General features: G+C 42.4%; 12 protein-coding genes. All 12 read left to right on the top strand.

The features are described from left to right. The first annotated feature begins 28 nt into the window (after positions 1-28). The 12 genes from D0C16_RS12790 to D0C16_RS12745 all read left to right on the top strand — a co-directional run bounded on the left by D0C16_RS12790 (position 29) and on the right by D0C16_RS12745 (position 13,667). On the top strand, positions 29-694 hold the full coding sequence (locus tag D0C16_RS12790) for a hypothetical protein (protein WP_151032737.1): 666 nt from the start codon (positions 29-31) through the stop codon (positions 692-694). Between the two features lie 236 nt (positions 695-930). Continuing rightward, positions 931-4,317 carry a transglutaminase domain-containing protein gene (locus D0C16_RS12785; protein WP_151032736.1) on the top strand — a complete coding sequence of 1,129 codons (3,387 nt, stop codon included), beginning with the start codon at positions 931-933 and terminating at the stop codon, positions 4,315-4,317. A 10-nt stretch (positions 4,318-4,327) separates the two neighbouring features. Then, a complete protein-coding gene (locus D0C16_RS12780) occupies positions 4,328-4,876 on the top strand; it encodes a DUF6714 family protein (protein WP_151032735.1) in 549 nt (182 codons plus the stop codon). Positions 4,877-4,965: 89 nt separating this feature from the next. Continuing rightward, entirely contained in the window at positions 4,966-6,798 is a 1,833-nt protein-coding gene (locus tag D0C16_RS12775) for a hypothetical protein (protein WP_151032734.1), read from the top strand. Positions 6,799-7,202: 404 nt separating this feature from the next. Beyond that, positions 7,203-8,362 (top strand): IS3 family transposase gene (locus tag D0C16_RS12770; protein WP_225318661.1). Its coding sequence is split into 2 segments (ribosomal slippage): positions 7,203-7,458 and positions 7,458-8,362, totalling 1,161 coding nucleotides; the frame shifts between segments, so codons are not numbered across the junction. Between the two features lie 362 nt (positions 8,363-8,724). Then, positions 8,725-8,898, top strand: a complete 174-nt coding sequence (locus tag D0C16_RS24035; protein ID WP_191968476.1) for a hypothetical protein — start codon at positions 8,725-8,727, stop codon at positions 8,896-8,898. Between the two features lie 56 nt (positions 8,899-8,954). Then, complete coding sequence (locus D0C16_RS12765; RefSeq protein WP_151032733.1) at positions 8,955-9,680, top strand: hypothetical protein; 726 nt, start codon at positions 8,955-8,957, stop codon at positions 9,678-9,680. A gap of 639 nt (positions 9,681-10,319) precedes the next feature. Beyond that, positions 10,320-10,688 (top strand): glutaredoxin domain-containing protein, encoded by a 369-nt coding sequence (locus D0C16_RS12760; RefSeq protein WP_151032732.1) that lies wholly within the window; start codon positions 10,320-10,322, stop codon positions 10,686-10,688. A 96-nt stretch (positions 10,689-10,784) separates the two neighbouring features. Then, positions 10,785-11,603 (top strand): hypothetical protein, encoded by an 819-nt coding sequence (locus D0C16_RS12755; RefSeq protein ID WP_151032731.1) that lies wholly within the window; start codon positions 10,785-10,787, stop codon positions 11,601-11,603. Continuing rightward, the gene (locus D0C16_RS12750; RefSeq protein WP_151032730.1) at positions 11,593-12,138 is read left to right on the top strand and encodes a hypothetical protein; all 546 of its coding nucleotides are present in this window, start codon (positions 11,593-11,595) and stop codon (positions 12,136-12,138) included. Before D0C16_RS12755 ends, D0C16_RS12750 begins: the two co-directional genes overlap by 11 nt. Before the next feature lie 66 nt (positions 12,139-12,204). Further along, entirely contained in the window at positions 12,205-12,336 is a 132-nt protein-coding gene (locus D0C16_RS24630) for a hypothetical protein (protein WP_255481916.1), read from the top strand. Between the two features lie 179 nt (positions 12,337-12,515). Then, positions 12,516-13,667 (top strand): hypothetical protein, encoded by a 1,152-nt coding sequence (locus D0C16_RS12745; RefSeq protein WP_151032729.1) that lies wholly within the window; start codon positions 12,516-12,518, stop codon positions 13,665-13,667. Positions 13,668-13,933: the final 266 nt, after the last annotated feature.

The raw sequence follows: 13,933 nt of genomic DNA, 5'->3' as shown, positions 1-13,933 counted from the left end.
CTAAGGGCGAGGTACATGGATGTACCGAGTGAACCATTTGGTACCAGAACAAATGTTCTCCACTGAAACAGAAAAAGCCCAAGGCATCTCAGCTGTAAAAGCGTTAGCGATTGCAAGCCAACAAGGACAAAAAATTTGGACAATAACCCAATCCAACCTTGACCTTGCGCTGAGCAGAATTAATTTAGGTGCGGATGCAGAAAACGATATTCGCAATGCAGTGTATGCTGGAAAGATAGCAACTGCTCACGAAGCCCGAATTAATTTTAATGGCTGGGTTGGCGAGGGGTATACGCTGATTGACCCGAATACGGGAGCTGGTGGGTATATGATTTCGGGTGGGGGGAATGGGGCAATATTTGTAATGCTTGGCCTAGCTGGGCTTCTAATGGTTGGTATCGGATTACTTGCATTTGGTTTTGTTGGGATTGCATTGGCTGCCCCACTTATATTTGCTGCAATTGCGATTTCACTTGCCAATCTATTTAGGGGATTAAGTTTATTGTCGGATTCACTGGGTTTTAGTGAATTAACAGAAGCGAAGCTGTGTAACTTGGCAACATATTCATATACCGCAGGACTTTTTGCTTTGTTGGGGAGAATACCTATACTAGGAAGGCTATTAAATAATATGTGGGCCGCATTTGTTGCTGGTGCTGGAGCAACGGTATTTCTGACACCTGTTTGTACTTAATAGAGGTTTACATGAAGAGCAGCCAGTTAGCATCTTTTTTAGCAGGGTGCACACTTATTTTTTTCGTAAAAGCTATGTTCTTTGATGATCAATCATTTTTTAGCTCGGTGCGTGAAACGCTACCATTAATAGCGTTGGGTATTTTTTTCATACTGCTCAATTATTTTTTAACTAGAAAACGGTGAATTAAGTTGGAAAATACAAGTGTGGCCACATGTTGTTGAGCAAACTCCGTAATGGCCTATTTTTACAATCTATTGCCATACTCAAGCTTTTTTACCTTTGTGTTTTACGCCAACCCAGCCGCTGCTGCTGTTGCCAATGAAATGAATAAAGACGACCAGCGCGAAGCGGCGCTGGAGGCTGCCATCGAAACCACACCCGAGAAAAAACTCAGCAATCGCCTTGCAAAACTGCGCGATAAAATCGTGTTGGAATTACCGCAAGCGATTGAGCAGCGCGAAGCCGATCAAAACTGGTTCCAAAGTGCCTTCGCCAGCGTATTTGGTGATGGGCCAATCACCGGTGAGGAGCTGGCTGAATTACAAACCCTGAGCAACAGCATCGATACGGCTTATCAGGAAGCGATTACCGAATTTGAAACCGAAGCAACGCAATTTGAGCAGGAGGCCGCAGCAGCTGGCAACGCGCTCAGCGACGATGTTAAAAAATTAATTAAAGAGCGCCACACACAAGCGCTGGATCACATCAAAACCCGCTACACGCAAACCAAAGAGCAACTCACCGCATTGGTTAGTGCCCAGTCGGCCAGCGCGCAAGAACAAGCGCTTGAGCAATTAAACGAAACACTTGAACAGGAACAATTTAAGCCAACCCATACTCCTGCCACACCGGATGATTTACCTTGGGGTGCGCCCGATGAAACGGTGCGTGAACCTGTCGATAACCCGCAAGATCTGCAAGCGACTTTAGGTTTAAACCCCTACGCCAAATACGCACAGTTTGCGCAGGCGGGTGATACCGATCCCGGTGTAATCGCGCAAGCAATGTCCAATGCTGCTAACGCAGAATTACAAGCCGCACTCAACGAATCGATTGAAGTCCAACTCACGCCAGAAATTAAAGCACTAGCGGCACAACTGCATAACAACAGCATCGACATTTATACCTGGGTTCACAACAACATCCGATTTATTCCCAGCTACGGTTCCATCCAGGGCGCACAACACACATTGGAAACCAAACAAGGTAACGCGATTGATACCGCCAGTTTATTAATCGCCTTGTTGCGTGCTGCCAATATTCCAGCCCGTTACGCATACGGTACTGTAGAAATTCCGGCCACTAAAGTTATGAACTGGGTAGGTGATGCAAAAACCCCTGAAGCCGCACAAGCCATTCTGGGAATGGGTGGTGTGCCAACTATTGGCCGTGTTGAAGGCGGAAAAATTACCACGTTTAAGTTGGAGCACGTGTGGGTAGAAGCCTATGTGGATTACTTCCCCAGTCGCGGTATGAAAGAGCTGGCGGGTGATAGCTGGATTCCAATGGATGCTAGTTTTAAACAATACGAATTCACCGAAGGTATGAACTTAAAAGACCAAGTGCCGTTCAATGCAGAAGCATTAGCCAATACCATCCAAACCAAATCCATCGTTAATGAAACCGAAGGCTGGGTACAAAATGTGCCGCAAGCGGATATCGAGGCGCAGCTCACACAATTCCAGAATCAATTAAAAACCTATATTGAAAATCAGAATCCAGATTCCACCGTGGGTGAAGTGCTCGGCTTGCAGGAAATTAAAATATTACCTCCGCGTCCATTAGCCGCAGGCTTGCCCTACAACCGCATAATCACCAGCCAAACCTTTAACGAAGTCCCCAATAACCTGCGCCATAAATTTAAATACACCCTGGCGACAGAAAATATGGGTTATGCGGATTCGCCCTTCATCACTATTGAAGAGCCCACCGCAAAACTCGCGGGCAAAACCATTGCACTCAGTTTTAAACCGGCAACCAAAGCCGATGAAGATATTATCGCCAGCCGTTTGCCTGCCCCTGAAGCAGATGGTTCTATTGACCCGGCAAAACTCCCCAAAACATTACCGGGTTATTTAATTAACCTCACCGCCGAATTCACCATCAACGGCGAAACCATTAAAGCAGGAGCCGCCGGAAAAATGGGTGGAGAACTCTACGAAGAAATGGGCCTATGGAGCCCGAAAGAAGGTTGGGAAACCAGTGTTAACCACCCGGCCGCTGGTAGCTATCGCGCAATTGGTTTAGACCTGCAAGGCGCAAGCCCGGAACAAGCAGCGCGTCTAAAACAACAACTCGAAGCCACCAAAGCGAAACTCGAAAGTAATAGTGAAGTGCAACTCGCTACACTCACCAAACACAACCTTGTAGGTGATTTGCTGTACGGCACAGTATTTAATTATTTCGCCTTAAACGACCTGCAGGACCAAATTGCCGCAAAAAGCGCCAATGTACTCAGTTATCGTTTACCGAGTTACGGAACATTCAGTACCAGCCTACAAATACAGTATTGGTACGGTCTTCCGCGCAATGTGACTTTCGCTGGCTTGAGTATGGACATAGACCATATGAAACAGCATCGCGTCAGTAAAAGTAACAACAAGGATGAATCCTTTGCTTTCAGCCAATCCATCGGCGCACGTATGAGTGCAATGGAGCACCAGGTCCCAGAGGAAATGTTCAGAAGTCCTGCCGGAACAGCTGAAGGTGTTAGTACGATAAAGGCTTTGGTCATCGCATCACAGGAAGGGCAAAAAATCTGGACAATTGATAAAAACAATTTAAATGTCGCGCTAAACAAAATTCAGTTGGGTGCAGAAGCAGAGCTGGATATTCGTAATTCGGTCAATGCAGGAAAAATAGTCACTACCCATGAGAACCGTATCAATTTTAACGGTTGGATCGGTGAGGGATATATGGTAATTGATCCGAACACGGGAGCTGGAGGCTATTTAATTTCAGGTGGGCGTAATGGTTTTGATGGTGATACACCAGAAGATGACTCTTCGGGTGTCAATATGGTTGCGGCTGTTGCGCCAGCTCTAGTAATGGCTACTTTACCTGGAACCTCTTTGCAAGCAACTGCAACTTTCTTTGGTTCCGTGAAATGTAATCTAACGGAAGTTGCTGTGACGGCGATTGTTGTAGTCGCGCTTGCAGCCACTGCATTTATGTTTGCTCGCATTATCAGGGCTGCCGCTTTGATTCCTGAAATCGGTATTAGGGGGGCGACAATCATAAAAACCGTAATTTTATCTGCGCTAACCTTGGCAGGGGTGGTGAATGCGGAAGCAACATATCAACGGGATTGTGAGTGTGAGAGTGGTATACGTTCAAAATACGAGCAATGCTGGTTGTGTTCCCAAGAAAAATATATTGAAATTCAGCAACGTCAAACAATTAACAAAGCTTTTGAGACGAATCATGGAGGCTGTCAGCTTCCTCCAATACATTCAAAGTCAGATATTGCTATTAGGCTATTGGGTTGGGGGGAAATAGTTGATCAAAGGGAAGAGGAGATAGCTTGCTGGACACCGGAACACAAACAACATATCGATAAACTTGAAGAAGCAAAAATAGTGTTACAAAAGTGCGCGCTTTATTATTTGTTGCCGGAGTAAATTCAGCACCATGAATTTAAAATATAGTTTAGAAAATGAATTCTCTAAGTATCGAATTTTAGGTTTCCATAATTCCTTGGCCGATGGCGTTTTTTTGGATGTCTACAAAGTTTACCCGGAGAGTTTTAATTCATCATTCAATGTACGTTTAAATGTTTCGATAAATGAAGCTCTTTTTGATAGATTTAAAGATGAGTGGGATCAAATTAAAAAAAGTGTTAGGTTAGAAAAAGCTATAGACAGGGATGTTTCCTGGGAAAATGTAACCCGCGAATACTTGGAGTTCTTTGCTGGTGGCTTATCTTTTTTGAACGATTATTCTATAAATTTTTATATGGCATCTTGGGTTAGCTTGTATATTAATAATCCTGCTGTAGAAGGAACTTTGTTTTCAGATTATTTATTTGCAATATTGGATCGAAGAATAATGAATGGAAGTGATCAGGGGTTGGAACTACATACGATATATTTGTTGTCAAAACTTATGAATGAGGCTTGGGGTTTTTCGTTTTTGTTTGATGATGCTTATAAAATTCTTGAGAAAAGGTTTTGTGATTGATTTCTTATATCGATTCCTATTCCCATAAGATTATTTGCTCAAATATGGGGCAAGGGAGATGTTTTTTAGATTGCTTCCCCAGTCGCGGTATGAAAGAGCTGGCGGGTGATAGCTGGATTCCAATGGATGCGAGTTTTAAACAATACGATTTCACCGACGGCATGAACCTGAAAGACCAAGTGCCGTTTGATGCAGAAGCACTGGCTAATACCATTCAAACCAAATCGATTGTGAATGAACAAGAAGGCTGGGTACAAAATGTGCCGCAAGCGGATATCGAGGCGCAGTTAACGCAATTTCAAAATCAATTAAAAACCTACATTGAAAATCAGTCACCCGCTGCAACTGTTGGTGAAGTGTTGGGTTTGCAAGAAATTAAAATCCTCCCCGCAAGACCGCTCGCTGCTGGTTTGCCTTACAACCGCATTATCACCAGCCAAACCTTTAACGAAGTCCCCAATAACCTGCGCCATAAATTTAAATACACCTTAGCGACAGAGAATATGGGTTATGCGGATACCCCGTTTATCACCATTGAAGAACCCACCGCAAAGCTCGCTGGCAAATCCATCGCATTAAGTTTCAAGCCAGCCACCAAAGCCGACGAAGATATTATTGCCAGCCGTTTACCCGCACCGGAAGCGAATGGCTCGATTGACCCCAACAAACTGCCCAAAACATTACCCGGTTATTTAATTAACCTCACCGCAGAATTCACTATTAATGGTGAAACCATCAAGGCTGGTGCCGCCGGGAAAATGGGCGGTGAGCTGTATGAAGAAATGGGCTTATGGAGCCCGAAAGAAGGTTGGGAAACCAGTGTTAACCACCCGGCCGCTGGTAGCTATCGCGCTATCGGTTTGGATTTACAAGGCGCAAGCCCTGAACAAGCCGCGCGTTTAAAACAACAACTCGAAGCCACCAAAGCGAAACTCGAAAGTAATAGTGAAGTGCAACTCGCTACACTCACCAAACACAACCTTGTAGGTGATTTGCTGTACGGCACAGTATTTAATTATTTCGCCTTAAACGACCTGCAAGACCAGATCGCTGCGCAAAGTTCCGCTATTATCAACTATCGCTTGCCCAGCTACGGAACATTCAGCACCAACCTGCAAACCCAATATTGGTTTGGTCTTCCAAGGAATGTCACTTTCGCTGGTCTGAGTATGGATGTTGACCACATGAAACAGCACCGCAACAGTAAAACCAACAACAAACAGGAATCGATAGCCTTCGGTCAAAGTATTGGTGCACGTATGAGTGCCATGGAACATTTGGTACCAGAACAAATGTTCTCTACGGAAACAGAAAAAGCGCAGGGAATATCAGCCGTAAAAGCATTGGCAATTGCATCACAACAAGGTCAAAAAATCTGGACAATCACCAACGACAATTTGAATCTCGCACTCAGCCGAATTAATTTAGGTGCAGATGCAGAAAACGATATTCGCAATGCAGTAAATGCCGGAAAGATTGCGACGACACATGAAGCTAGAATTAATTTTAATGGTTGGGTTGGTGAAGGTTATATGTTGATTGACCCGAATACGGGTGCTGGGGCGTATATGATTTCGGGTGGGGGGAATGGGGGCATTCTTCTAATTGGGATCGCAATTCTAGCCATATCATTGCTGTTATTCGCTTGTATGTTCGTTTGTGGGCCATTAATGGCAGGAGTGTTACTTGCAGGATCTTCATTAATTGGAACAATTGCCGCTGTGGGTACGTGGATTACAGTAGTAATGTCTGCAATCATTGCTATAAATGGTGAATGGTCTGAGACATGGAGTGAAATAAAGGGGCCGCTTAAAGATATTATTGGGTGGTTTTTATTTCCTATAGGTGGTTTAAGCAAAACGCTTTTTGCTTTTATGTCTGTAATAATTACGTTTGCTGTTTGGCTTTGGAGTAAATTTTGATGGATATGCACTATTTGCCCGTGGCTATTCTATTTTTAGTTTTTTCAATCAGGCTGGTGAAAGAAATAAAAGTAAATTTTGACTTTATTGCCTTTACAGCAATTTTTTTATATCTGATTTCAATTGTCTTTTGGGTAATAGATATTAAATGGACTTTACTCGCTGTAGTTTCATCTGGAGCGATAATTTTTAATTTTTGGTATTACGTGAAGAGACTAATAGTTAGTAAAAAACTAAAGAACTTAAATTAAAAAAGTGAAGTGTCATTGATGCTGGAGGAGATATGTGTCGCAGGAGATCAAGGGGCGAAGACTCCTTAATCTGTTGATCGCTTACTAAAAGTGATCCCCTCCGCGAATATCGGACACCTTAGAAACTGAGTAAACTTACTCCAGAGGTGATCCATGAGCAAGAAACCAACCCCAAAAGAGAATAAGAAGTATACAGCCGAGTTCAAAAGTGAGGCCATTAAACTGGCCGAACGATTGAGCGTAGCGGAAGCCGCCGAAAAACTGGGCATATATGCCAGTCAAATTTACAGTTGGCGTAGCGCACTCAACAATAGCCGTACTGATGTTGAAAGAGAATCGCTCCTCGCCGCTGAAAATGCACGCCTCAAGCGTCAGCTCGCCGAGCAAGCAGAGGAGCTTGAAATCCTAAAAAAGGCGGCTACCTACTTCGCGAAGCATCAAAAATAAAACGCTACGAATTTATGCTGACAAATAGCGCGCTATATTCAATCGCGATGATGGCGCGCGTTCTGTTGGTTTCGCGAAGTGGGTATTACAGCTGGCTTGATAATCGTGAAATGGTTAGTTGGCGCATGCAGCAAAGAGAAGCGATTGATGCGTTGGTAAAGGCAGCATTTGAGGCTGGAAAAGGCCGGTATGGCGCGGATCGGATTTTTTATGATTTGGCGGAGCAAGATAATCCGCTCGACATAAAAACCATTCGGAAAAGCCTGAAACGGCAGGGGTTAATTGCAAAAGCGGCCAAGCTGTTCAAGGTGACTACGGACAGCAATCATACACTACCTGTTGCGCCCAACCTGTTGGCTAGAGATTTTTCTGCGCAACAACCTAATGAAAAATGGGTGACCGATATTACTTATATTCAAACTACAGAAGGTTGGTTGTATCTGGCCGTGATGATTGATTTATATTCTCGAAAAGTTGTTGGTTGGTCGATGAGCAAACATATTGATGCGCAATTGGTTTGTGATTCATTGATGATGGCGTTGTGGCGACGAAAATTCCCAAAAAGCGTTATTGTTCACAGTGACCGTGGCAGCCAATATGTATCGCATGCGTTTAGGGATTTACTGGAAAAATATTCGCTAATACAGAGTATGAGTCGCAAGGGTGATTGCTGGGACAATGCGTGTGCGGAAAGCTTCTTTCATTCACTTAAGGTTGAGCTGGTTCACGGCGAGCCATTGCTAGATGGAAAGCACACGCGCGAGTCTATTTTTGAATATATCGAAGTGGATTACAATCGCTACCGCCGTCACAGCGCTATTGGCTTTGTTAGCCCCGAGCGCTTTGAGGCAAAAAATGTATGTTAGTTAACTGTCCGAAGTTGGCGGTAGGGATCAAAGCAACAATCCTCAGTATTTGTTGTTGTCGCAAAGCCCGATTGGTGAAAGCTGGTTGGGCTTTTTGATGATGGGAAGTTCATAGAAATAGAGCTGAAATTTGAGGCTCAAAAATCTAAATTACATGAAGAGGTATATGACAAGATTGCCGAGGTTGTACGATGCTTACTTTCTCACCGTCAGCCGTTACATTGAACTGAATCTCGTGCGCGCCAAAATGGTTGCAAGCCGAAGCGAATATGTTTTGTCGAGCTATCGAGGAAATGCGATGGGTAAAGATATTGAATCATTAGAGCGAGGTTGTCCTCCGGGCCAGCTAAAGCTGTCCAAAATTGCTCCCGGCAATTTTGTGGTTTGGTTTACCGCGCAATGTCACCTTCGGTGGTCTGAGTATGGATATCGACCACATGAAACAACAGCGCAACAGCAAAACCAACAACAAACAGGAATCGATAGCCTTCGGTCAAAGTATTGGTGCACGTATGAGTGCGATGAAAAAACGGTAGGAAAACCGTTTTGCACAGCGAAGCTGCCCTAAGGGCGAGGTACATGGATGTACCGAGTGAACCATTTGGTACCAGAACAAATGTTCTCTACCGAAACTGAAAAAGCACAAGGCATCAGTGCAGTAAAAGCCATCGCTATCGCAAGTCAACAAGGTCAAAAGATTTGGACAATTGATAAAACCAATGTTGATTTAGCGTTAAGTAAAATGAGTCTCGGGGCATCCGCTGAGAGTGACATTCGTAATGCTGTACATGCAGGCCAAATTGCAACAGCGCATGACAGCAGAATTAATTTCAATGGCTGGGTTGGTGAGGGCTATATTTTGATGGATCCGAATGCTGGTGCTGGCGGGTATATGATTTCGGGTGGAGGGAATGGGAGTAAGACAGACGTTCCAGATATGCTCGACCAAATAATGACAGATGTTAGTACCATAATTGATTTGTTGATTATTGGTCTTGAAAAATCTAAAGATATTGCGATAAAAACATTCAAGTTTATTTTAGAAGCCTTTAGCAAGGCACTATCTTTCATGTCTACAGCACTTTCAGTATTTACTACATTAAGTGATTATATTTCTGCGTGCCCTATCGAGGCAATTGCGTTGTTGGCACCGGCATTCTTGTTTCTTATAGCACTTTCTTTTTTGTTAATTACTTTCTTATTATCTGGGTTTATTGCAATTATTATCGGGTTATTAAATGGTCTATTGTTAAGCTATTTTGCAGATAAGACGGTCTCTGCCTGCAAGGGGGAATTAATTGATTTGTTTAAAGTGTAAAAATAAATTGAGTTTAAATTTTCATCTTTATGGAAAAGGTAATTGCGAATTTTGTAAAACGCAGCAACGAATTTTAACAGCGCATACAGCAATGGCAGTCTCTGTTGTTATGTTGGTTGGAATTGTTGGGCCGTTCCAAGTATGGATAAAAGTATTAATATCTACATTTGTAGGTGCTGTGTACCTGTTTTTTTCTAAAACAGAGGAAATAAATATTGAAAAATAGAGTTTGGGCAATACTTTTTTCTATTTTTTTTTATGATGTGGTGTCTTGTTGAGCTATTGTTAGGGCGGGCTGCATTCATGGGAAAGTATACTGGATTCTATTTTGTTGAGGCGGAGAAAGACTTCCTATACTTTTGTTTTTTAATCGGTTTAAAGCTCTGCTTTTCGTTGTTATCGTTCTTAATTTTTTTGAGTTATAGAAAAAATAAATAGCATTTTGTTTATTTTTTAGAGAGTCAGTGTTAATTCACTCAGTCGCTGGTTCTTATCGTGCATTCGGATTGAATTTAACAGGTGAAAGTCCCAAAAAGCGCGCAGTAACTTTGAGGCAAAATAGGCATTGGATATTTTTTGGTATAAGTACATATGACCATAAAAAATAGTTGGTATTAAAAGTATAGAGAGAATAATAAATTGAAAAAAGAATTACTATTTTCTTTATGGTGCTTATTGTTTAGTGCCATCGCTGTTTTTTCATATCATAAATACATTGGCGCTTTAATATTTGGGCCATCTATAGGTGATAAAAAAGTAATTATATTTGTTACATCTTGGTGTCCTTATTGTAAAAAGCTAAAACGACAACTTGACAGCTTAGGGGTCGCGTATGAAGAGCATGATATAGAGTCGTCAAAAAAATCATATTTCATCTACTATTCGTTAGGTGGTGGTGGGGTTCCCATAAGTATTGTTGGGGATAAAGTTATTTATGGATATCAACCAGACTTTATTCAGTCAGAGATAAACACGCAAAAAATTTTAACTGCTATTAAAAATCAGTAGCTGTACTTAAATTTCAAAAATTCGCGTAAATGCATGCGCTAAGCAGATTGCAACTAAAAGGTGGAAATAAAATGCCTGAGCATGGACATTGACCACATGAAGCAACATCGCATCAGCAACACCAATAACAAACAGGAAGCGATAGCCTTCAGCCAAAGTATTGGTGCACGCATGAGTGCCATAGAGCATCTGGTTCCAGAACAAATGGTTTCCACTGAAACTGAAAAAGCACAAGGCATATCAGCCGTAAAAGCATTGGCGGTTGCATCACAACAAGGCCAGAAAATTTGGACAATCACCAACGACAATGTGAATCTCGCACTCAGCCGAATTAATTTAGGTGCAGATGCAGAAAACGATATTCGCAATGCGGTGTATGCTGGGAAAGTCGCAACCGCCCACGAAACCAGAATTAATTTTAATGGTTGGGTTGGTGAGGGGTATACGCTGATTGACTCGAATACCGGGGCTGGTGCTTATATGATTTCTGGTGGGGGAAATGGTGGGGAGCTAATTTCAGTGCTAGGTGAGGTAGTGGGATATTTAGAATCCTTCCTTGATGTGATGCAAAAAGTGATTTCTGGGAAGGATAAACAGGCTATAGCATTTAGAGCTCTACTGAAGGTTATTGGAGAAAAAATAAAGCCTGTAGCTCCTATTGTTGGACTGATTGGTTCCATTTTAGAGGCTATAGGAAACTGCCCCTCTGCTCTGCCTGCTGTGATATCAGTAATTGGTGCTGCTGTAATAGCTTTGATAAGTATTGGTGTAGCTGCTTGGGCAGCTACGGTTGCAACTGGTGGCCTGGGCACCTACATCTTTATCAATGTTGTTGTCCCCATGATAGTAGATCAAATTTCAAATAGGTTGTTAGAAAATCTACCTATTCTTGAGGGTTGTAAAAATGATGATTGAACAGTGGATTGCTTTTGGTGCGATAGCTGTATTTACTTTGATTTTCTTTAAGGTGCGACTTAATCGGGTGAATTTTATTGAAGAAAAAGTAAAATATTGCTCATTGCTTGAGAAGGAAGTCGAAACATGTCTTGTTAATATTTTTTCTAATTATCCTCAGTCTCAGATGGCTCAACTACCTATTGATAACGGATTAATATATAAGCTTAGGAATGGTCTAAGTTGGCAGTATATTGAAGTTTCGAATGCAAGTTTTTCTCCAGTTAGATGTGACTCCGTTATTTTTACGGATAAGAAATATCCAAAATTTTGTTGGATGAAGTCGACTTATTTAAGAGCGCTTTTTAAATCTAATGAAAAAATTTCGAAAGAGGTCGAGACCTTCTTAAATAAATTTGAATTAGGGGTTGAGACTGGTCATTGGGGCGCTATTTTGATACGTGAAAGGAAGGCGATTCTATCTTCTGAAATAGATGAAATAATTAAGGAATTCGAGTCAATCGATTGGGAGTTTATTCGTAAAATTGGCAATTAGGCAATATTTGATGCAGGACATAGCCTCTGTCGTGTCAGGCGCTAGCAATACGATTTCACTGACGGCATGAATCTGAAAGATCAGGTTCCGTTTGATGCAGAAGCACTGGCTAACACCATTCAAACCAAATCGATAGCGAACGAAACGGAACTATTGAAGAACCCACCGCAAAGCTCGCGGGTAAAGCCATTGCACTGAGTTTCAAACCAGCCACCAAAGCCGACGAAGATATTATCGCCAGCCGTTTACCCGCACCGGAAGCGAATGGCTCGATTGATCCAGCAAAACTGCCCAAAACATTACCCGGTTATTTAATTAACCTCACCGCAGAATTCACTATTAATGGTGAAACCATCAAGGCTGGTGCAGCCGGGAAAATGGGTGGGGAACTCTACGAAGAAATGGGCTTATGGAGCCCGAGAGAAGGTTGGGAGACCAGCATTAACCACCCAACTGCTGGCAGCTACAGAGCAATCGGATTAGACCTGCAAGGCGCCAGCCCGGAACAAGCCGCGCGTTTAAAACAACAACTCGAAGCGACAAAAGCAAAACTTGAAAGTGCAGATGATGTGCAGTTAGCCACACTCACCAAACACAATCTGGTGGGTGATTTGCTCTATGGCACTGTATTTAATTATTTCGCCTTAAACGACCTGCAAGACCAGATCGCCGCGCAAAGTTCCGCTATTATCAGCTATCGTTTACCCAGCTACGGAACCTTCAGCACCAACCTGCAAACCCAATATTGGTATGGTCTACCACGCAATGTCACCTTCGGTGGTCTGAGTATGGATATCGACCACATGAAGCAACAGCGCAACAGTAAAACCAATAATAAAGATGAAACCATTGCTTTCAGCCAATCCATCGGCTCAAGAATGAGTGCGATGGAACACTTAGTGCCTGAACAAATGTTTTCAACAGAAACTGAAAAAGCACAAGGCATCTCAGCGGTAAAGGCATTAGCGATTGCATCACAACAAGGTCAAAAAATCTGGACAATCACCAACGACAATGTGAATCTCGCACTCAGCCGAATTAATTTGGGTGCCGATGCAGAAGACGATATTCGAAATGCAGTAAATGCCGGAAAGATCGCAACTGCCCACGAAACTCGCATTAATTTTAATGGTTGGGTTGGTGAAGGTTATACGCTGATTGACCCGAATACGGGTGCTGGGGCGTATATGATTTCGGGTGGGGGGAATGGGGGATTCCTTAAAAAGTTAGGAAATTTATTTATTAAGGGGCAGCTAATATTGGGTTTAATGAAAAGCACTTTACTTGGGAATTTTCTGCTCAAAGGCTTAGCTCAATTCGGCACTGCTATTTTCTTAGGAATTAAATTCTTTAACGAGTGCTCATCAAAAAGTAATGCCATTGCTTTAACGTTGATATTTACTATGATTTCTATTGCTATAGCTATTATGTTGCTATTTGCGGGTCCTTTTTCACTGATTTTGTCACTAGCGATTTCTTGGGTTGAAAACAAATTGGCAGAAATGATAATTAGAGACATAGGGTGCTAAATATGAACTGTTGGAACTGCGGAACCAAGCAACCTTTTTACAAAAGATTTACGTTAGGTATGGGCGAAAATGGATATTTACGCTGCAAGGTGTGTAAGCAGGAGCTAGTCAACGAAAACAGAATTTGGCAGCACTTTTTAACAACATCCGTATCTGGAGCAATTTTAGCTATCTTGATTCATGACGCCAATTTTCCCACAATGATTTTTTTCGTTGTCTTATTAACAGTGTATCTTTATGGGTTTATACCCATAAAAAAAACGTGA

The sequence above is a fragment of the Cellvibrio sp. KY-GH-1 genome (genome assembly GCF_008806975.1).
Classification (GTDB): Bacteria; Pseudomonadota; Gammaproteobacteria; order Pseudomonadales; family Cellvibrionaceae; genus Cellvibrio.
Note: the sequence above shows the minus strand (reverse complement) of the source record. Positions and strands in the feature narration are given on the sequence as shown.